Here is a 19441-nt window from a genome sequence, read left to right on the forward strand (position 1 = left end):
AGGAGTGGGGTCGACCATGCCCTCTGAGCAGCCATTTGAAGCACCTTTCGAGGACGGACTCGGTGAGGCGCTGCGCCGCACCGGCGAGACATTCGCGCCCCCGGACCGGGCAGCCCTGGTCGATGCCGGGCTGGCCCGGGGCCGCCGCCGGGTGGCCCGGCGCCGCGCCGCGGTGGTGACGGGCAGCGCGCTCGCGCTGGCCGCCGTGGGGATCGGCGGCGCGTACGGCGGCGGACTGCTGGGCGGAAAACAGGGGGGTGACCGGCACGGAGAGACATCCGTCGCCGCGCCGGACCCCGCGCCCACCGGCCCCGCGCCGAGCGTCGACGCGGACCTCGTGGCGATTCTCGCCGGGCTGCTTCCCGGCGGAGAGCTGAAGAATCCGACGACGAACACGTCCGAAACTCCGGGCTTCCGGAGCGTGCGCGGAGTCTTCGACGACGGGAAGGGCGACGCCGAGATCTCGGTCGGTCTCAGCCGCGCCGACGGCCTCCAAGCCGACCAGCAGGTGGCCTGCCCCGACAAGGTGTTCACCGCCTACGACGACTGCGTCGAATCCGAACTGGCCGACGGCTCCCGGCTCATGGTCTTCCAGGGGTACGAGTACCCGGACCGCCGCGAGGACACCAAGAACTGGCGGGCCGTCCTGCACACCTCCGACGGCTTCCTGGTGGACGCGAGCGAGTACAACGCCCCGGCAGAGAAGGGGGCCGAGATCTCCCGTGCCGATCCGCCGCTGAACCCCGCGCAGTTGCAGGCGCTCGTCACCTCGGACGATTGGCGCGGTCCGCTGAACGAGCTGCCCGCCGCGCGACCGCCGGCCGACGGGGGTTTCGGGGACGCGGCCGACCCGGACGGCGCGGGCATCCGCAAGACGCTCTCCTCACTGCTCCCCGCCGGGCTGCGGGTGCGAGACCAGGGCGGCCAGGAGGGATTCGCGTATGTGGTGGTGGACGACGGCAAGGGCCGGAGCTACGTCCAGATCAATGTGCAGCCCAACATGTGGGACGTCGTGGGCGAACTGTTCCCCGGCGCGACCGAACTGCCGGACGGCACGCTGCTCAAGACCTCGAAGACGGCGGGTGAGAAGGGCGTCGGCGGCATCAAGATGTGGACCGCCGACACCATCAGGCCCGACGGGCTGCGTGTCGTCGTCTCCGCCTTCAACGCGGCCGACCAGAAAAGCCCGGCCACCCGCGAGAACCCGGCGCTCACCATGAAGCAGCTCACGGCGATCGCGACCAGCGAGAAGTGGCTGACGCGGCCGTAGCTCCAAGCGGGCAGTCCCGACGCGCAGCCCCCAACGCGCAGCCCCGACACTCAGCCCCGACGCGCAGCCCCCAACGCGTAGCGCCAAGACCTCACTTCGCGTCGGAGTACCGCTCCACCGTCGCCGTCGTGAACGGAAACCGCACCGGCGTCTCCCCGAAGGCGATCCGCCCGGCCAGCTCCCCGGCCGCGCGGATCGCCTCGGCCACTTCCCCGGCCTCCTTCTCCGGGCAGTGCACGATCACCTCGTCGTGCTGGAAGAAGACCAGCTCCGCCCGCATTCCGGCGGTCGCCCGCCGCAGCGCGGCCAGCATCAGCAGGGCCCAGTCGGCCGCGCTGCCCTGCACGACGAAATTACGGGTGAAGCGACCGCGCGCCCGTCCGTTCGACGAGGCGTATCCCGGGGTGAACTCGCCGCCGGACGAGGCGGATCCCTCCCCGTCCGTCCCCGGCGCCGGGGATATCTCCTGCGGGATCCCCGCCTCGCCGTCGTCATCCTCCGCCCCGGCCGCCCGCGGACTCGTCCGCCCCAGCCAGGTCCGTACGAGCCTGCCCTCCTCACCCGCCCGCGCCGCGTCGTCCACATACGCCACGGCCAGCGGGAACCTCCGGCGCAGCGCCGCCAGATTCTTCAGCCCGTCGCCGGACGTCTGGCCGTAGATCGCCCCCAGCAGCGCGAGCTTCGCGTGAGCGCGGTCGCCCGAGAACGCACGGGCGGAGAGCGCCGTGTAGAGATCGCCCTCATGTCCGGCCACCTCCATCAGCCCCGGGTCCCGGGAGATCGCGGCCAGCACCCGCGGCTCCATCTGGTCGGCGTCCGCCACCACCAGCCGCCAGCCCTCGTCGGCGACGACCGCCCGCCGGATGACCTTGGGGATCTGCAGCGCCCCGCCGCCATTGGTCGTCCACCGGCCCGAGACCGTACCGCCCGGCAGATACTCGGGCCTGAACCGGCCGTCCCTTACCCAGTCCTGGAGCCAGCTCCAGCCGTGCGCCGTCCAGATCCGGTACAGCTTCTTGTACTCGATCAGCGGCTCCACCGCCGGATGGTCGATCTCCGCCAGCTCCCAGCGCCGGGTGGACTTCACCTTGATACCGGCCTGCCCGAAGGCCCGCACCACATCCGCCGGCAGATCCGGCCGCACCCGCCGCCCGAACGCCGCCGACACCTCGTCCGCCAGCTCCGCGAGCCGCCGGGGCTCGCCGCCGCCCGCGTACCGCTCGCCGAGCAGATCCTCCAGCACCTCACGGTGCACATCCGCGCGCCAGGGCAGCCCCGCGCGGTGCATCTCGGCGGCCACCAGCATCCCCGCCGACTCGGACGCGGTGAGCAGTCGCATCCGCCCGGGGTGCTCGGCGGCCGTATGGCGTCGCTGCTGCTCCCCGTACACATCGAGCAGCCCCTCGAACGGCACCTCCACGCCCGCGTGCGGCTCGAACAGCGAGGACTGCGACCCCGGCGCCGCCGACCGGGGCGGCGGGTCGGGCGGCACCGGCGCGTTCCGCAGTCTGGCCCAGGCGGCGGCGGCAGACCGGGGCTCGCCGAGCCGCCCCTCATGGCCGAGCAGCAGCAGCTCGGCCGCCTCGATGTCATAGCACCGCTCGACCCGCACCCCCGCCGCGAGCAGCCGCGGATACACCTCGGCGGTGGAGCGCCACACCCAGCGCCCGACCTCCGGCAGCCGGTTCCTGACCGCCGCGACAAGATCGGGCTCCCGCGCCACGGGCCCGGCCGGGCGGCCGTCGTCGCCCAGCGGCACGAGCAGCGCGCCGCCGCCGTCCGCCGGGGCGAGAGCCCATCGTTCGGTCATGCCGCCGAGTCTCGCAGGAGGGTCTGACAACGACGGGGGATCCGCCCGGCGGGCGAGCCGGGCCGTACGACGGGAGGATCGAATCCGGAACCTGCACGTCCGCACCGAATGGAGGCTGAGATGCAAGCGATCGTGTTCGAGGAGTTCGGCGGCCCGGACGTTCTGCACATCAAGGAGATCACCGAGCCGCACGCGGGCCCCGGTGAGATCCGGGTGGCCGTGAAGGCGGCGGGCGTCAACCCGATGGACTACAAGATCCGCCACGGATGGATGGAACAGGCCTTCGCCACCCCGCTGCCCGCCGTGCCCGGTCTGGAGATCGCCGGGGTCGTGGACGAGGTCGGCGCCGGGGTCACGGACGTCGCCGTCGGCGATGACGTGCTGGGGTGGTCCGCCACCGGTGCCTACGCGCAGTACGCCCTGGCCGCGACGGCCGTACCCAAACCCGCCTCGCTGGGGTGGGCCGAGGCCGCGGCGATCCCGGTCGCCGGGGAGACCGCCGCGCGGGTGCTCGACGAACTGGCGCTGCGCGACGGCGAGACCCTGCTGCTGCACGGGGCGGCGGGAGCCGTCGGGTCGATGGCGGCCCAGCTCGCGACGGCCCGTGGAGCGATCGTGATCGGCACGGCGTCCCCGGCCAACCACGAGTACGTGCGCTCGCTGGGCGCCATCCCCGTGACCTACGGCGACGGGCTGGTCGAACGCGTCCGCTCGGTCGCGCCACAGGGCGTGGACGCGGTCTTCGACACGGCGGGCAAGGGAGCGCTGCCCGACTCGATCGAGCTGCGCGGCGGGACGACCGACCGGATCGTCACCATCGCCGACCCGGCCGCCGCCGAACTCGGCGTGGCCTTCTCGTCCGGCGGGCCCGGCAGCTCGACGCCCGAGAAGAAGCGCGCGGGCCTCGCGGAGAACGCCCGCCTGGCGGCCGAGGGCGCGCTGCGGCTGCGGATCGCCGGTACGTTCCCGCTCGCGGAAGCGGCACAGGCGCAGCAGACGAGCGAGAACGGTCACGCGAACGGGAAGCTCGTCCTCACGCCCTGAGCCGGCCCGCTCCGAACGGCGGGACGCATGACGCTCAGCCGCAACGGCGGGTGCGACCTCGTATGGGTGATGTGGCATGGCGGCACTCCTCTCGGGCAACATAGGTTGCTTTCGGTGACCTATTGATGTCCGAGAGTAACGATGCTCACTGACAGTGGACTTGCGCACGATGTCTACGACCAGGGTCCGCCCTGGCTGCCCCTCACGAGGATCCCGCTCCCGCACAGGCCGGAGGCGGCTCCCAAGGCCCGCCGCCACGCCCGTGAGGTCCTCGCGCTGCGCCGGGTGGACGGCGAGCTGATCGCCACGGTCGAGCTGGCGGTCAGTGAACTCGTCACCAATGCCGTGCGGCACGGCATCTGCCTCTGCGGCTGCACCCGCGGCACGGTCTCCCTCACCCTGCTGCGCACGGGGGGCCGCCTCCGGGTCGAGGTCGCCGATCCGTCCCGTACGCCCCCGAGGTGGCCCACGGGGATCGAGTCGGTCGACGCGGAGGCGGCGGAGGGCCGGGGGTTGCTGCTGGTCACGGCCCTGGCGGCGGACTGGGGCGACCAGGCGGGCGCCACGCGGGGAAAGGTGGTGTGGTGCGAGTTCGCCCCGCCGCCCCCGCTGCCCGTGACGCCCCCGCTGTCCGTGATGCCCCCGCCGCCCCCGCAGCCCCCGCCCCCGGCGTGAGGCCGGCCGCGAGGTAGGGCCGCGCCCCCGGCTCAGTCCTCCAACGCGCGGATCACCCGCGCGGGATTGCCCACCGCCAGCACACCCGCCGGAAGATCCTTCGTCACCACCGACCCCGCGCCGACCACCGTGTTCTCGCCGATCGTCACCCCCGGGCAGACGATCACCCCGCCGCCCAGCCAGACGTTGTCACCGATCGTCACCGGCGACGCCTTCTCCCAGCCCGCGCGGCGCCGTGCCGCGCCGAGTTCATGGGTTGGGGTGAGGAGCTGGACATTCGGTCCTATCTGGACGTCCGAACCGACAGTGATCGGCGCCGCGTCGAGAAAGACCGCGTTGAAGTTGATGAACGTACGGGCGCCGATACTGATGTATGTCCCGTAGTCGCACTGGAAGGGCGGCCGGATGCGGACATCCTCCCCCACCGAACCGAGCAGTTCTGTGAGGATCCTGGTGCGATCGGCCGGCGCTGCGCCGCCGTTCGCGTTGTACGCCGCGCACAGCGCGAAGCGCCGTTCGGTGTCCGCGCCCAGTTCCTCGTCATCGGGGACGTACCACTCCCCGGCCAGCATGCGCCGCTTGTTCTCGCCCATGGGTGCCCTCCCTGCCCTCGCTCGAAGGCGTCCACGGTAGTGCGCCGTACAAAACGGCGATGAGATATCCACAGCCTGTGGACAAGAGTCGCGGATATGGACCTGCGACCATCGGAACGCGGCAAGGAGCAGTTCCGAGGAGGCTGAGGAGGCACCCCGCATGATGATGGAACACACCGAGGCCGCGGCATGAGCGACCAGGACGCCGCCGGCGCGGCGGCCCGTACCGTCGAGCGCGCCCTCGCGGCCGCACTCTCCGCGCGGTCCGGGGACCGCGGCGGCGCCGACGGCATCGACACCGGCGCCTCCCTCCTCGCCGCGGATCCGGCGGCGGATACCGAACTGCGGCTGCGCGGCGAGGAGTTCGTGCGGCTGGCCTGGGAGCGCGGCTGGGGGCCCGCCGATGTCGGGCGCCTCGTACGCCGCGACCTCGACGGCCCCCACCTGCGGATCCTCGCCGAGCTGACGGCGGCGGAGGCGCGGCGCTACGAGCGGCTGCCGCCGCGCTGGGCCGCCCAGCTCGCGGAGCTCGACGAGGAGCGGGAAGCGCGTCCCCATCGGACCGACCGCTTCTCGTACGCCACCGCCGTACTGGAGTTGTATCTGCTGCTCGTCCGGCTGCCCGCGATCGAACCGGTCGGTCCTGTGCCCGGTACGCCCCTCCATCTGGCCGCCCCCGCGGACGGCGAGCCGCGCATGCTCACCCGGATCCGCGCCCTGCTCGCCAAGGCGGAGGCGACCGGATACCCGCAGGAGGCGGAGGCGCTCACCGCCAAGGCGCAGGAGCTGATGGCGCGGCACAGCATCGACGAGGCACTGCTCGCCGACCGTACGCACCGGGGCGATGTGCCCGGCGCGTGCCGGATCGGGGTGGACGCTCCGTACGAGACGGCGAAGGCGATCCTGCTCGACGCCGTGGCCTCCGCGAACCGCTGCCGCGCCGTCTGGAACAGCGCGTACGGCTTCTCGACAGTCGTCGGCTTCGAGCCGGACCTGGAGGCGGTCGAACTGCTCCATACCTCACTGCTGGTTCAGGGCACGGCCGCGATGACCCGTGCGGAGGCCGCCCAGCGCGCGGCCGGGCGCAAGCGGACGAAGACATTCCGGCAGTCGTTCCTGCTGGCGTACGCCCACCGCATCGGCGAACGCCTGGCCCTGGCCACGGAACAGGTGACGGAGCAGGCGACGGCGGAGCAGTCGGCCGAGGAGCGAGCGGCCCGGCCGGACAGGGGCGTTGGCGGGCTGCTGCCCGTACTCGCCGCCCGCGAGGTGGCGGTGGCCGACCGTACGGACCGGATGTTCCCGGAGACGGTGGCCACGCGCGTGCGGGGGGCGACGGACGCCGAGGGCTGGACCCATGGCACCTCCGCGGCGAACGCGGCGCGGGTGCCGGGCGGGCCGGGCGCGGCCGGCGGACCGGACTCGGCCGACAGGCCGGGCGGAACGGATCGGCGTGGCCGTATCCGCCCCGCCCGCTGACCGCGTCACGGCCCGATCAGCACGGCAGCACGGCGCGGTCAGCGCGGCGTCACGGCATCACGGCGTCGGCAGGTCCGTCGGCAGATCGCTCGGCAGTCCGTCCGGCAGCTTGCCGTCGCCGGCCTTCGCCAACGTGTCCCGCACACCCTTGCCCCAGGAGATCACCAGGGTCTTGCCGTCATTCGACTCGATCGTCCCCATCGTCCGGTCGGTGTCGCCGTCGGCGCACTTGAGGGAGAACATCGGCTCGCCCATGTCCTCCACCGCGCCCTGGCAGACATGTTTGTCCGCGACGAGCGCGACCTTGCCGGACTTGACCGACAGCGCGACGGTCTTGCCGTCGCTCAGCCCGGCCCAGGTGCCCTCGACGCCCGCCGCGGCAGCGTCCGCGCCGGAGCCGGAGTCGGCGGTCGAACCGGAGCCCTCGCCGCCGGTCGCGCTCGGTGTCGTGGCGCCGCCCTCGCCCTTGGCCGAGTCGTCGCCGCCATTCCCGCCGCAGCCCGTGAGCGCGAGTGCGAGTGCCACGACGAGCCCGGTCGTGGCCGCGCTGGTCCGTACGAGTTTCCGCACGTTCAAGTCCCCCCTGGGGTCGGTGCCCGGACCGCGCAAAACTACCAGGAGGACTTGCGCACCCCCGGAAGGAATCCGGCGTGCGCCTGCTCGCGCATCCGCACCCTGGACAGGCCGAACTTCCTGAGACAGCCGCGTGGCCGGCCGTCCACGCTGTCGCGGTTGCGCACCCGCGTGGCGCTCGCGTCACGCGGCTGACGTCGCAATTCCTCCCGCGCGGCGAGCCGTTGGTCCTCGGGCGTGCCGGGGCGCCGGATCAGCTCCTTCAACTCGGCGCGGCGTGCGGCGTACCGCTCCACGACTTCTTTGCGCCGTTCATTGCGGACGATCTTGCTCTTCTTCGCCATCAGACGTTTACCCCCCGGGCACGGATCCGGGCGACGGCGGCCTCGATGCCGATGGAGTCGATGGTCTTGATCGCCTTCGCACTGAGGGTGAGCCGGACATGCCTGCCCTCGCTCGGCAGCCAGTAACGCTTGCGCTGGATGTTGGGGTCGAAGCGGCGCGAGGTGCGCCGGTGCGAGTGGGAGATCCGATGGCCGAAGCCGGGCTTGGCCCCGGTCAGCTGGCAGTGGGCGGACAAGGTCACACATCCTTCTTTTTGGAAATGGAAACCATTTCCATATACTAGCCCCATGCCACGCAACGAACTGCGCCCGATCATCAAGCTCCGCTCCACCGCCGGGACCGGCTACACGTACGTCACCCGCAAGAACCGCCGTAACAACCCCGACCGCCTGACGCTGCGCAAGTACGACCCGCTCCTCCGCCGGCACACCGACTTCCGCGAAGAACGCTGACGAGAGAACGCAGAGCAAGAGAACGCACAGCAAGAGAACGCACAGCAAGGGAACGAAGAGGCCGACATGAAGCCCGGAATCCACCCCGCGTACCAGCCCGTCGTCTTCCGCGACAAGGCCGCCGGATACGCCTTCCTCACCCGCTCGACCGCGACCGCCGAGAAGACGGTCGTCTGGGAGGACGGCCACACCTACCCCGTCATCGATGTCGAGATCTCCTCGGCGAGCCACCCCTTCTATACGGGTACCGCGCGCGTCCTCGACACCGCCGGGCGCGTGGAGCGCTTCGAGCGCCGCTACGGCCGCCGCCCCGGGGCCCGTTGATGGGCGACATCGACAGCAGACTGCCCGTCGCGATCGTCTGCGGGCTGCACTCCGACGCCCGCAAGGCGGCCGTACGGCGACTTCTCGCCACCGTTCCCGGCAGCGTCGCGCTCCATCACGATCTGTCGACGGCCACCCGCGGCACCGTCGTACGGACCGTCCACGACGCCACCGCGCTGCTCTCCACGGGCGAGGCGGCGCTGGTCGACGACTGTGCCTGCTGCGCCCTGCGGGAAGATCTCGTACCCGAGCTGGAACGGCTCGCGGACGGTGGTCTCACCCGCCTCGCGATCGTCGAGCTGTGGGACTCAGTCGAGCCCCGGGCCATGGCCGAGGTCATCGCGGCGCACGGCGAGCGGCTTGTCGTCAGCTCGGTGCTGACCGCGGTCGACCCGGCGCTGTTGCTGCCGTACCTCGGCAACGGCGACGATCTGGCTGATGCCGGGCTCGCGGCCGCCGCCTCCGACCAGCGCACGATCGCCGACACCTGGGCGCGGCAGCTGGAGTACGCGCCGGTACTCGCCGTCGTGGACAGCCCGCTCGCGGACGACGAGGACCACGCGCTGCTCGCCCAACTGCACCCGACGGCACAGCGGATACGGATCGACGGCGAGGGCGCGTCCCCCGGGGAACTGGCCGCCGTCGCGCTCGGCGGATTCGATGTCGAGGCCGCCGCTGCCCGTCAGCACCCGGCCTGTGCGCTGCTGCCGCAGGAGGCGGACGAGTGCGGGGTCGGTACCTACGTCTGGCACCGCGCGCGCCCCTTCCATCCGGAGCGGCTCTACCAGGCGCTGGAGGAGCTGTGCTGCGCCGCCGCCCGCAGCCGCGGCCGGTTCTGGCTCGCGGACCGCCCCGACACGCTCCTGCACTGGGACGCGGCCGGCGGCGCGCTCTGCGTGGAGAGCGTGGGCCCCTGGCTGGCGGCGCTGCCCGACGCCGCCTGGGAGACGGTCCCGCCGACGCGCAGGGCCGCCGCCTCGTTGGACTGGCACCCCTTGCACGGTGACCGCTGCCAGCATCTCGTCTTCACCTCGCCCGGTCTCGACCGGGAGGTCATCGAGCGACTGCTGGACTCCTGTCTGCTGACCGATGCCGAGTACACCGCGGGCCGCGCCGCCTGGAAGCGCCTTCCGCCCGCCTTCGACAATCTCCTGGAGGTCTGATGTCCCCCGGTCGTAGGAGTCTTCCCGCGTTCGCGGGGTACCCGAACAACCAATCGGTCGGCGAGGGATCCGAAAGTCCCTGAATCGCGTCTCTATGGAGAAGCGGGGGCGACCGGGGGCCGGGGGCGGCGACTGTAACCAAAGGAACACCCCGCGTGCACGTGCATTTGCTCATGCATCAGCACATGAAACACAGCTATGATCCGAGAAAGTTGACGACTGCACCTTGCAACTCGGGGAGCGACCTGTGCACCACGTGTACAACGGCATTACGGCCACAGAGCTTCACGGAGTCGTCTGGCAGAAGAGCAGGCACAGCAACTCCCAAGGATCGTGCGTGGAGTTCGCCAAGCTGCCCGGCGGCGAGGTGGCGGTACGCAACTCACGCCACCCCGACGGTCCCGCGCTGGTCTACACGATCGCCGAGATCGAGGCCATGCTGCTGGGCGTCAAGGATGGGGAGTTCGACCATCTGACGGCGGGCGGCTGACCGACAACGGGCGGCTGAGCGTACGGAATAGCAAGCTCTGGCCAATTCCCACGGCTTCCATGGCCTGATGGCCGGGACAGCACACCCGACGAGCCCGCTACCAGTACGAGCTCACCAGTACGAATCCACCAGCGCCAGCGTCAGCACCAGCGCGCGCACCGGAACCAGTACGTACCACCGGTGCCGGTACATGCCGGCGCCGGCCGGTCAGTCGGTCGTCCGCAGCTGGAACAGCGCCCAGACCACCTTGCCGTGCAGCGATCCCGCCAGCGGGTGCCAGCCCCAGGTGTCGCTGAACGACTCGACCAGGAACAGCCCCCGGCCGGACTCCGCCGCGCAGTCCTCCTCGGTCTTCCGCGCCTCGGGGCTCGCGTGGCTCGGGTCCCGTACCGCGCACACCAGCCGCGACGACCACCGCATCAGGTGCAGCCGTACGGGAGCGTCCTGGGGCTCGCGCGGGGTGTCGGCCGGCAGGGCGTGCCGCAGTGCGTTGGTGACGAGTTCGGAGACGACCAGTGCGACATCGTCGAAGCGCTCGGTCAGCTCCCACTGGGTCAGGGTGTTCCTGGTGAACTGCCGTGCCCCGCGCACCGCTTCATAGCGGGCGGGCAGCGCACACGACACCGAACCCGCGGCCGCCGAGGGGTCGATGGGGGGAAGCCCCTGCCTTAACGGCTCGAGCATGGTCGATCCATTCGTCCCCATGCGAGGCACTCCCGGGATTCGCGGCCGTAGCGTTACTGCGGTGGTCCAGCGTCAACATCACGTCAATCACGAACGAGCACGCAGGTGCGCGGGGACCATGGTTCCGAATGCGTACGGCAGATGCAAGGGCAGATGCACGTGCACGCGCCGGACTTCACCCGTCCCGTGCCGGTTCTGGGGCATTTCTTCCCGTGACCAGTTTTACTCTCTCCGCAAAGCCTTCTTATTTCCGTAATCGAATGAGTACGGGCTGAAGCGTTTTGATGGCAGAATCCGGCACTTGGAGTTCGGGGGTGCTCCGGGGAGATCCACATGTGATGGGGAGGGTTGGAGACGTGACCGCAGCCGAATCGGGCGGTTCCGTGGTGCGGCGCATCCTGCTGGGCTCACAACTGAGGCGGCTGCGCGAGACGCGCGGCATCACACGTGAGGCCGCCGGCTACTCGATCCGCGCATCCGAGTCCAAGATCAGCCGTATGGAGTTGGGACGGGTGAGCTTCAAGGCCAGAGACATCGAGGACCTGCTGACCCTCTACGGGGTCGCCGACGAGGGCGAGCGCGCTGCCCTTCTCGGCCTTGCCCGGGAGGCGAATGTCGCGGGGTGGTGGCACAGCTTCGGCGATGTGCTGCCCGGCTGGTTCCAGACATATATCGGTCTCGAAGGTGCCGCCTCACTGATCCGTATCTATGAAGTGCAGTTCGTGCACGGTCTGTTGCAGACCGAGGCGTACGCGCACGCCGTCGTCACCCGCGGCCAGCCCGAGGCGCCCCGCGCCGAGGTGGACCGCCGTGTCGCGCTCCGGCTGGAGCGGCAGAAGGTCCTCGTGTCCGAGCGGGCACCGCGCTTTCACGCCATCCTCGACGAGGCGGCGCTGCGCCGCCCGTACGGCGAGCGCTCCGTGATGCAGGGGCAGTTGAGGCATCTGATCGAGATCTCGGAGCAGCCGAACATCACGCTCCAGGTGATGCCCTTCAGCTTCGGCGGCCACGCGGGCGAGAGCGGCGCCTTCACCATGCTGAGCTTCCCCGAGTCGGATCTCTCCGACGTCGTCTTCCTGGAGCAGCTGACCAGTGCGCTGTATCTGGACAAGAGCGAGGAGGTCGCCCAGTACGAACGGGTGATGGGGCGACTACAGAAGGACAGCCCGGGACCCGAGGAGAGCCGAGATGTCCTGCGCGGACTACTTCAACTGATCTGAGACATCAGTACGATGGCGTCATATCAGGAGTTTGCACCTGCAGCACCTGCAGTAAGGGATCGCATGTCCTACTTCACCGACCTGGCCCACCAGTACATCGACGGCGAGTGGCGGACCGGCAGCGGCTCGTGGGACATCATCGACTTCAATCCGTACAACGGGGAGAAGCTCGCGGCCATCACGATCGCCACGGTCCGGGAGATCGACGAGGCGTATCGCGCCGCCGAACGCGCCCAGCGCGACTGGGCCGCGACCAGTCCGTACACCCGTCGCCGGGTCTTCGAGCGTGTCCTCAGGCTGGTCGAGGAGCGCACGGACGACATCGTCGAGGCGATCATCGATGAGCTGGGCGGTACGCGGCTCAAAGCGGTGTACGAGGTCACGCTCGCGCAGGAGTTCCTGCGCGAGGCGATCCAGCTGTCGCTGCGGCCCGAGGGCCGGATCCTGCCGTCCCCGGTGGACGGCAAGGAGAACCGCGTCTACCGGTTGCCGGTCGGTGTCATCGGCGTGATCAGCCCCTTCAATTTCCCCTTCCTGGTGACGATCAAGTCGGTGGCGCCCGCGCTGGCGCTCGGCAACGCCGTCGTGATCAAGCCCAATCAGAACGCGCCCGTCGTCGGCGGCGGGCTCATAGCCAAGCTCTTCGAGGACGCGGAGCTGCCGGCCGGACTGCTCAACGTCGTGGTGACGGACATCGCGGAGGTCGGGGACGCGCTCATCGAGCACCCCGTGCCGAAGGTGATCTCGTTCGCGGGCTCGGACCGGGTCGGCCGTCACGTCGGCGCGGTGGCGGGGGGCAACTTCAAACGGGCCATTCTCGAACTGAGCGGCAACAGCGCGCTGGTCGTCCTCGACGATCTCGACGAGGCGGGGCTCGACTACGCGGTGGACGCGGCGGTCGTGAGCCGTTTCGTCTACCAGGGCCAGGTTTGTATGGCGGCCAACCGGATCCTTGTGGACCGCGGCGTCGAGAAGCGGTTCACCGAGAAGTTCGTGGCGAAGGTGGCGTCGCTCAGGACCGGTGATCCGCGCGACCCCGAGACCCAGATCGGCCCGGTCATCAACACCTTCCAGGCGGACGCCCTGACGGCGCTGGTGGACCAGGCGCTGGCGGAGGGCGCGACCGCGCTCGTACGGGGGCGTACGCGCGGCAATCTCGTGGAGCCGACGGTGCTGGCCGGGCTGGACGAGAGCTCCCCGCTGATGCAGCAGGAGATCTTCGGCCCTGTGGTGCTGCTGATTCCGTTCGACGGGGAGGAAGAGGCGGTACGGCTCGCCAACAACACGCCGTACGGGCTGAGCGGGGCCGTGCACACCGCGAACGTGGAGCGTGGCGTCGCCTTCGCCAAGCGGATCGTGACCGGCATGATGCATGTCAATGACTCGACCGTGCAGGACGAGCCGCTGGTGGCCTTCGGCGGCGAGAAGTTCTCCGGGCTCGGCCGGCTCAACGGCGACGCGACGCTGGAGGCGTTCACGACGCAGAAGTGGATCTCGGTGCAGCACGGCCGTACCCCCTTCCCCTTCTGAGTCCCGGGCCCGGCCGGTGCCGGTCCGGGCCCCGCGGGAGTGACCGGCTCGGCCGTCATAACCTGGAGCAATGTCACCGATCCGTCTGCTCGTGCTCTGCGCGGTCCGCCAGCATGGCCGGGCCCACGGCTATCAGGTGCGCAACGACCTGGAGTACTGGGGCGCCCACGAGTGGTCCAACGCCAAGCCCGGCTCGATCTATCACGCGCTCAAGCAGATGGCGAAGCAGGGCCTTCTGCTGGCGCACGAGGTCGCTCCGAGCACGGTGGGCGGGCCGCCGCGCACCGAGTACGAGATGACGGAGGCGGGCCGCGAGGAGTATCTGCGACTCGTGCGTGAGGCGCTGACCGTCTACGACCAGAAGATGGACGTGCTGTCGGCGGGGATCGGCGCCATCGTCGATCTGCCGCGCGCCGAGGTCGTGGAACTGCTCAAGGAGCGCGTGGCCGCAATCGAGGCCTGGCGGGCCGCGGTGACCGAGCACTATGTGCCCGAGGACGGCCCGGAACAGCTCGGGCACATCGGCGAGATCATGAACCTCTGGGTGCACTCGGCGGACTCGGGCGCGCAGTGGACGCGGGGGCTGATCAAGCGCATCGAGGGCGGCGCGTACACCTTCGCGGGTGAGGGCGAGCCCTTTGTGGCGGTGCTCGGCGAGGGCGAGGAGAACCCGTACGCGACGGGCGTTCCCCATGACGGAGATCTTCGCTAATCAAGTTTGACCAATAGAGGGGCCGGGGCTACTCTTCCGACCCGGTAGTCAAGTTTGATTACTGGGTGGGAGGCGAAGACTTTGACCGATGTGACTGATGCGACCGACGTGATCGTGGTGGCGGGAGCGCGGAAGCGGTACGGCGAGAAGCGGGCCCTCGACGGGTTCGATCTGAGGGTGGCACGCGGCACGGTGCACGCCGTGCTCGGACCGAACGGCGCGGGCAAGACCACGGCCGTACGGATCCTGACCACGCTGCTGCGGCCCGACGAGGGGCTGGTGCGGGTGGCCGGGCTCGATGTGCGGACCCGGGCGCGTGACGTACGGCGGAGGATCGGGCTGCTGGGACAGCACGCGGCCCTCGACGAGGAGCTGGGCGGCCGGCAGAACCTGGAGATGTTCGGACGGCTCTACCACCTCGGCGCCCGGCGCGCGGGGGAGCGTGCCGACGAACTGCTGGCGCGGTTCGGCCTGGCGGACACCGGGCGCAAGGCCGTCAAGCAGTACAGCGGCGGCATGCGGCGACGGCTCGATCTGGCGGCGTCCCTGATCACCGACCCGGAGGTGCTCTTCCTGGACGAGCCGACGACCGGACTCGATCCGCGCGGCCGGGCGGAGGTGTGGAGCGCGGTGCGCTCGCTGGTCGGCGGCGGTACGACCGTCCTGCTGACGACGCAGTATCTGGAGGAGGCCGACCAACTGGCCGACCGTATCTCGGTGGTGGACAGCGGACGGGTCATCGCGGAGGGCACGGCGGACGAACTGAAGGCGCGGATCGGCGGCGACCGCATCGATGTCGTCCTGCGGGACGCGGACCGGCTCGCGGACGGCGCGCGGGCGCTTGCGCGCACAACGGGTACGCACGCCGTCAGTACGGACGTGGACCGGCGGCTGCTGAGCGCGCCGGTGGGTGACCGGATGGCGGCGCTGACGGAGACCGTACGGGCCCTGCACGCGGAGGGGATCGAGGCGGAGGACATCGCCCTGCGCCGGCCGACGCTGGACGAGGTCTTCCTCCATCTCACGGGCAAGGACGCCGACGAGGAAGACACCGGCGGCGCCCCACAGGGTCGGCGGGATCGGCGCGATCGCCGGGATCGGCGCAAGCAGCGGGAGGTGACGGCGTGACGACGGTGAACGCCACGGCATCGGCGTCCACGGGCGCGGACACGAACCCTGGAGGCAGCAGGCTCGGCTGGGCGCTCGCCGACTCCTGGACCATGACCCGGCGCGAACTCGCCCACTGGGGACGGCAGCCGGTCCAGGTCGTCGTCGGGCTGGTCTTCCCGGTGATGCTGCTGCTGATGTTCGGCTACCTCATCGGCGGCGGACGGGAGATCGAGGGGGCGTACGTCGACTACCTCGTCCCCGGCATGCTCGCTTTGACCATGGCCTTCGGCCTGGAGTCCACGATGCTCGCCGTCACCCAGGACCTCAACAAGGGGGTGGTGGACCGCTTCCGTTCGATGCCCATGGCGTCGTCGGCGGTCCTGGTGGGCCGGAGCGTGGCGGACATGCTCCAGTCGGCGGTCGGCCTGATCGTGATGACCGGCGTCGGCTACGCGATCGGCTGGCGCTGGCACGACGGCACCGCGTCGTTCCTCGGCGCTCTCGGACTGCTGCTGCTGTTCCGCTTCGCGATGCTCTGGCTCGGGATCCAGCTGGCGATGGTGGCGGGCCGGCCCGAGATGGTGCAGACGGTCCAGATCCTGGTCTGGCCGATCGGCTTCCTCTCCAACGCGTTCGCGACCCCCGAGTCCATGCCGGGCTGGCTGGGGTCGGTCGTGGAGTGGAACCCCATGTCGGCCACGGCGACGGCGGTACGCGATCTGTTCGGCAGCCCGGGCGGGGCGGGCGGTTCCTGGGCGGCGGAGCACGCCGGGACGCTGGCGGTCCTCTGGCCGTTGGTGCTGCTCGCGCTCTTCTTCCCGCTGGCGGTACGGCGGTTCGGGCGGCTCAGCCGCTGAGCACGCGGCGCGTCGGTCCCGCCCCCGGAGAACGGTTCCGGGGGCGGGACTTCCGTACGGCTGGCCCGGAGGGATCTAGTGATGGAAGGCCGTCGCCCTCGCCTTGTCCCGGCTCAACGGGTGCTTCTGGGCGCGCAGTTCGGGCAGTACCCGTTCCAGGTCGGCCACCAGCAGCGCCCCCAGATCGGCCGAGAAGCCATTGCGGCAGACCACCCGCAGCACGCACAGATCCTGGCGGTTGGCGGGAAACGTGTACGCGGGCACGAGCCAGCCGTGCTCGCGCAGCCGGCGCGAGACGTCGAAGACGTCGAAGGACGTCACGCCGGGGGCGGTGGTGAACGCGAAGACGGGCAGTTCGTTCCCCCGCGTGAGCAGCCGGAAGTCGCCCAGCTCCTCGATCCGTCCGGCCAGTCTCCCGGCGATGTCCCGCGCCGTTTGCTGGACGGCGCGGTAACCGTCCCTGCCCAGCCGCAGGAACGTGTAGTACTGCGCCACGACCTGCGCGCCCGGCCGGGAGAAGTTCAGCGCGAACGTGGGCATGTCACCGCCCAGGTAGTTGACGCGAAAGACCAGCTCCTCGGGGAGCTCGGCGGGCGAACGCCACAGCGCCCAGCCGACGCCCGGGTAGACCAGCCCGTACTTGTGCCCGGAGGTGTTGATGGAGGCGACGCGCGGCAGCCGGAAGTCCCAGACCAGGTCCTCGTCGAGGAAGGGCGCCACCATGGCCCCCGACGCCCCGTCGACATGGACGGGGATGTCGAGCCCCGTACGTTCCTGGAGCGCGTCCAGCGCCGCGCACAGCTCGGCGACGGGTTCGTACGAACCGTCGAAGGTGGAGCCCAGGACGGCGACCACCCCGATGGTGTTCTCGTCGCAGAGTTCGGCGGCGGCTCCCGGGTCGAGATGAAAGCGCTCGCCCTCCATGGGCACCTGCCGCGCCTCGACCTCCCAGAAGTTGCAGAACTTGTCCCAGCAGACCTGCACGTTGACGCCCATGACGAGATTGGGCCGGGCCGTCGCCGGATAGCGCGAGGCGTTGCGCGCGGCCCAGCGGCGCTTGAGCGCCAGCCCGGCCAGCATGCAGGCCTCGCTGGATCCCGTCGTCGAGCAGCCGACGGTCGTCGCCGCGTCGGGGGCGTTCCAGAGGTCCGCGAGCATCGCCACACACCGCCGTTCCAGCTCGGCGGTGCGCGGGTACTCGTCCTTGTCGATCATGTTCTTGTCCCGGCACTCCGACATCAGCTTCCTGGCCTGCGGCTCCATCCAGGTGGTGACGAAGGTCGCGAGGTTGAGCCGCGAGTTGCCGTCGAGCATCAGCTCGTCGTGGACCAGCTGGTACGCCGTGTCCGGCGGGGTCGGGGTGTCGGGAAGCCGCTGGGTGGCCGGTGCCGAGGTCATCTCGCTGGTGGGATCGGCCTTCCCGTAGAAGGGGTTGATCGAGAGCCTGAGCATCTCGTCGCGCTCGCTCCGGGGCACTGAGGCCGCCTTGTCCGCGCCTCGGTGGAGTGGCATCGGCGAATCTCCTCGCGGTGGGTACGGTTCCCACCGCGAGAATACGGACGAACGGTACGAACCGCCCGTCGGGGCCGGGCCGGTCAGCGCAGCGGTGTGCCATCCTCGCGAAGCTGCATCCAGGGGCGGCCCGTCACCAGCAGCCAGCCCGCCGGCGCGGCGACACAGAGCAGCGCGAGCACATTCGGATCGGCGACCAGGACCGCCGCGGTGAACAGGCTGAGCCAGCCCTGCCGGGTGATCGCGAGCAGAACGCCGAGCACCCCGCAGACCACCCCCAGGCTGGGCTGTACGGCCGGGATCAGCGCGTGGGCGCAGAGACCGAGCGCGACCCCGACGAAGACGGCGGGGAAGATCCGCCCGCCGCGGAAGCCGCAGGCGGCGGCGGTGAGCAGCGCGGCCACCTTCACCACCGTCATCAGCGCGAACGAGCCGGCCGACCAGCCCTCCGGATCGGCGGCCAGCGTCTTCACCTCCTCCAGCCCCTTGAACAGCGTCAGCGGCCCGCCGAGCGCCCCCAGCAGACCGAGGACCAGTCCGCCCGCGGTGATCGCCAGTACCGGGTGGCCGAGGCGCCGGAAGAAGGCGTGGACGTACGGGAACGCGTAGACGGCCGCCAGCCCGAGCGCCGCCGCGAGCGGGGTGATCACGAGCGCCGCCAGCAGATCGCTCCAGTGGGTGCCGGTGTACGCGGGCAGGGCGAGGTCGAAGGTCGGATGGGCGACCAGAACGGTGATGAGCGCGCCAGCGCCGGCCGCGAGCAGCGGGCCGAACAGCATGTCCCAGAGCGAGCCGGGTCCCGGTCGCGCGGTGAATGTCTCGGTGAGGATCAGCGCGGCGGCCACGGGCGTACCGAACAGCGCCCCGATCGTGCCCGCGGCGGCGAGCGAGAGCCAGAGTGCCGCCGGGGTGTTGGGCGCGGCCTTGCGGCCGAGCCAGTAGGCGAGCGCCATATTGACGGCGGTGATCGGATTCTCCGGGCCGAGGCTCACCCCGCCGGCCAGCGCCAGCACCGTGACCACCAGCAGCCCCGGCACCACCCCGGGCGCCATCGGATCCTCGACCAGTCCGGTGGTGGCCGGGTCGGGTCCGGCGTGCCCGTACACCAGGCGTACGACGATCCCCACCGCGAGCCCGGTGGCCGTGAGCATCACGATGATCCAGAGCGTGGAGTGGCGACCGACCCCGAGGGCGTCGGGCAGCGTCTCCCAGAGCACGTCCTCCAGCCGGTGCGCGAGCGCGTCCACGCCCAGCAGTACGAGCGCCGAGGCCGCACCGACCACCAGGGCGGGCACGACGACGGGCAGCAGGGTGCGGGCCGAGGGATCCGGAGCGGGCGGCGGGGCGGGAGACGGGGCGGCGGGCGGAACGTCATGGGGCACGCGCTCACCGTAACCATCCGTCACCATCCGTAACGCTTCCCTGCCGTTCCCCGGGCGCGGTCGCGCCGTGGGGCCCCGCTGCTTTGGGAGGGTCTGCCCCGGCTGCGTCCGGTGTGGGCCCCCGGCCGGATCCGGAGTGCGTCGGTAAGGGGCCGGGTGGAACCTGGAAGGGCAGGTAGGCGTTGATAGCTTGTGCGCGGCCGACCACGCCGAATC

The 19441-nt window shown here is 70.8% G+C and carries 21 protein-coding genes; 13 read left to right on the forward strand and 8 right to left on the reverse strand.

Features of this window, described 5'->3' with window-relative positions; translation table 11 throughout:
* The first annotated feature begins 16 nt into the window (after window positions 1–16).
* Window positions 17–1270: a hypothetical protein gene (locus M1203_RS29405; RefSeq protein ID WP_249952848.1), complete on the forward strand. Its 1254-nt coding sequence runs from the start codon at window positions 17–19 to the stop codon at window positions 1268–1270.
* Between the two features lie 91 nt (window positions 1271–1361).
* On the opposite strand, the gene M1203_RS29410 is transcribed toward M1203_RS29405, so the two are convergent.
* Window positions 1362–3080: a bifunctional 3'-5' exonuclease/DNA polymerase gene (locus M1203_RS29410; protein WP_249952849.1), complete on the reverse strand. Its 1719-nt coding sequence runs from the start codon at window positions 3078–3080 to the stop codon at window positions 1362–1364.
* Window positions 3081–3200: 120 nt separating this feature from the next.
* Here M1203_RS29410 and M1203_RS29415 point away from each other — a divergent pair, with 120 nt between their 5' ends.
* Together M1203_RS29415 and M1203_RS29420 are read left to right on the forward strand one after the other, a co-directional pair.
* Complete coding sequence (locus M1203_RS29415; RefSeq protein WP_249952850.1) at window positions 3201–4124, forward strand: NADP-dependent oxidoreductase; 924 nt, start codon at window positions 3201–3203, stop codon at window positions 4122–4124.
* Window positions 4125–4265: 141 nt separating this feature from the next.
* Entirely contained in the window at window positions 4266–4799 is a 534-nt protein-coding gene (locus M1203_RS29420) for an ATP-binding protein (protein WP_249952851.1), read from the forward strand.
* Between the two features lie 32 nt (window positions 4800–4831).
* Here the strand turns inward: M1203_RS29420 and M1203_RS29425 are convergent, their stop codons facing one another.
* Window positions 4832–5392 (reverse strand): sugar O-acetyltransferase, encoded by a 561-nt coding sequence (locus M1203_RS29425; protein ID WP_249952852.1) that lies wholly within the window; start codon window positions 5390–5392, stop codon window positions 4832–4834.
* A 189-nt stretch (window positions 5393–5581) separates the two neighbouring features.
* On the opposite strand from M1203_RS29425, the gene M1203_RS29430 reads away from it, so the two are divergent.
* On the forward strand, window positions 5582–6871 hold the full coding sequence (locus M1203_RS29430; protein WP_249952853.1) for a DUF2786 domain-containing protein: 1290 nt from the start codon (window positions 5582–5584) through the stop codon (window positions 6869–6871).
* 57 nt (window positions 6872–6928) lie between these two features.
* Here M1203_RS29430 and M1203_RS29435 read toward each other — a convergent pair whose 3' ends face one another.
* Genes M1203_RS29435 through rpmB form a run of 3 tightly spaced genes read right to left on the reverse strand, consistent with a single transcriptional unit; the run spans window position 6929 to window position 8024 of the window.
* A complete protein-coding gene (locus M1203_RS29435) occupies window positions 6929–7441 on the reverse strand; it encodes a hypothetical protein (RefSeq protein WP_249952854.1) in 513 nt (170 codons plus the stop codon).
* Window positions 7442–7482: 41 nt separating this feature from the next.
* Window positions 7483–7788 carry a 30S ribosomal protein S14 gene (gene rpsN, locus M1203_RS29440; RefSeq protein WP_249952855.1) on the reverse strand — a complete coding sequence of 102 codons (306 nt, stop codon included), beginning with the start codon at window positions 7786–7788 and terminating at the stop codon, window positions 7483–7485.
* Window positions 7788–8024: a 50S ribosomal protein L28 gene (rpmB, locus tag M1203_RS29445; protein WP_249952929.1), complete on the reverse strand. Its 237-nt coding sequence runs from the start codon at window positions 8022–8024 to the stop codon at window positions 7788–7790. Before rpmB ends, rpsN begins: the two co-directional genes overlap by 1 nt.
* A 52-nt stretch (window positions 8025–8076) precedes the next feature.
* Here rpmB and rpmG point away from each other — a divergent pair, with 52 nt between their 5' ends.
* From rpmG to M1203_RS29465, 4 genes are all read left to right on the forward strand, one after another.
* The gene (gene rpmG / locus M1203_RS29450) at window positions 8077–8241 is read left to right on the forward strand and encodes a 50S ribosomal protein L33 (protein ID WP_249952856.1); all 165 of its coding nucleotides are present in this window, start codon (window positions 8077–8079) and stop codon (window positions 8239–8241) included.
* Between the two features lie 66 nt (window positions 8242–8307).
* Window positions 8308–8565, forward strand: coding sequence for a type B 50S ribosomal protein L31 (locus M1203_RS29455; protein ID WP_249952857.1), 258 nt, complete (start codon window positions 8308–8310; stop codon window positions 8563–8565).
* Window positions 8565–9728 (forward strand): GTP-binding protein, encoded by a 1164-nt coding sequence (locus tag M1203_RS29460; protein ID WP_249952858.1) that lies wholly within the window; start codon window positions 8565–8567, stop codon window positions 9726–9728. The genes M1203_RS29455 and M1203_RS29460 overlap by 1 nt, the downstream gene beginning before the upstream one ends.
* 247 nt (window positions 9729–9975) lie before the next feature.
* A complete protein-coding gene (locus M1203_RS29465) occupies window positions 9976–10218 on the forward strand; it encodes a DUF397 domain-containing protein (protein WP_030354490.1) in 243 nt (80 codons plus the stop codon).
* A gap of 207 nt (window positions 10219–10425) precedes the next feature.
* On the opposite strand, the gene M1203_RS29470 is transcribed toward M1203_RS29465, so the two are convergent.
* Entirely contained in the window at window positions 10426–10923 is a 498-nt protein-coding gene (locus tag M1203_RS29470; protein WP_249952859.1) for an ATP-binding protein, read from the reverse strand.
* Between the two features lie 317 nt (window positions 10924–11240).
* Between M1203_RS29470 and M1203_RS29475 the strand changes: the two genes are divergently transcribed.
* From M1203_RS29475 to M1203_RS29495, 5 genes are all read left to right on the forward strand, one after another.
* On the forward strand, window positions 11241–12122 hold the full coding sequence (locus tag M1203_RS29475; protein WP_249952860.1) for a helix-turn-helix transcriptional regulator: 882 nt from the start codon (window positions 11241–11243) through the stop codon (window positions 12120–12122).
* A 63-nt stretch (window positions 12123–12185) separates the two neighbouring features.
* Entirely contained in the window at window positions 12186–13652 is a 1467-nt protein-coding gene (locus tag M1203_RS29480; protein ID WP_249952861.1) for an aldehyde dehydrogenase family protein, read from the forward strand.
* Window positions 13653–13722: 70 nt separating this feature from the next.
* On the forward strand, window positions 13723–14364 hold the full coding sequence (locus tag M1203_RS29485) for a PadR family transcriptional regulator (RefSeq protein WP_249952862.1): 642 nt from the start codon (window positions 13723–13725) through the stop codon (window positions 14362–14364).
* Between the two features lie 90 nt (window positions 14365–14454).
* Window positions 14455–15492: an ATP-binding cassette domain-containing protein gene (locus M1203_RS29490; RefSeq protein ID WP_249952863.1), complete on the forward strand. Its 1038-nt coding sequence runs from the start codon at window positions 14455–14457 to the stop codon at window positions 15490–15492.
* A gap of 92 nt (window positions 15493–15584) precedes the next feature.
* Window positions 15585–16331, forward strand: coding sequence for an ABC transporter permease (locus M1203_RS29495; protein WP_249952930.1), 747 nt, complete (start codon window positions 15585–15587; stop codon window positions 16329–16331).
* Window positions 16332–16406: 75 nt separating this feature from the next.
* Here M1203_RS29495 and M1203_RS29500 read toward each other — a convergent pair whose 3' ends face one another.
* Window positions 16407–17843, reverse strand: coding sequence for a glutamate decarboxylase (locus M1203_RS29500; protein ID WP_249952864.1), 1437 nt, complete (start codon window positions 17841–17843; stop codon window positions 16407–16409).
* An 83-nt stretch (window positions 17844–17926) separates the two neighbouring features.
* Window positions 17927–19225 (reverse strand): ion channel protein, encoded by a 1299-nt coding sequence (locus M1203_RS29505; RefSeq protein ID WP_249952865.1) that lies wholly within the window; start codon window positions 19223–19225, stop codon window positions 17927–17929.
* Between the last annotated feature and the right edge of the window lie 216 nt (window positions 19226–19441).

Origin of the sequence: Streptomyces sp. 35G-GA-8, from assembly GCF_023534745.1 — a bacterium.
Taxonomy (GTDB): domain Bacteria; phylum Actinomycetota; class Actinomycetes; order Streptomycetales; family Streptomycetaceae; genus Streptomyces.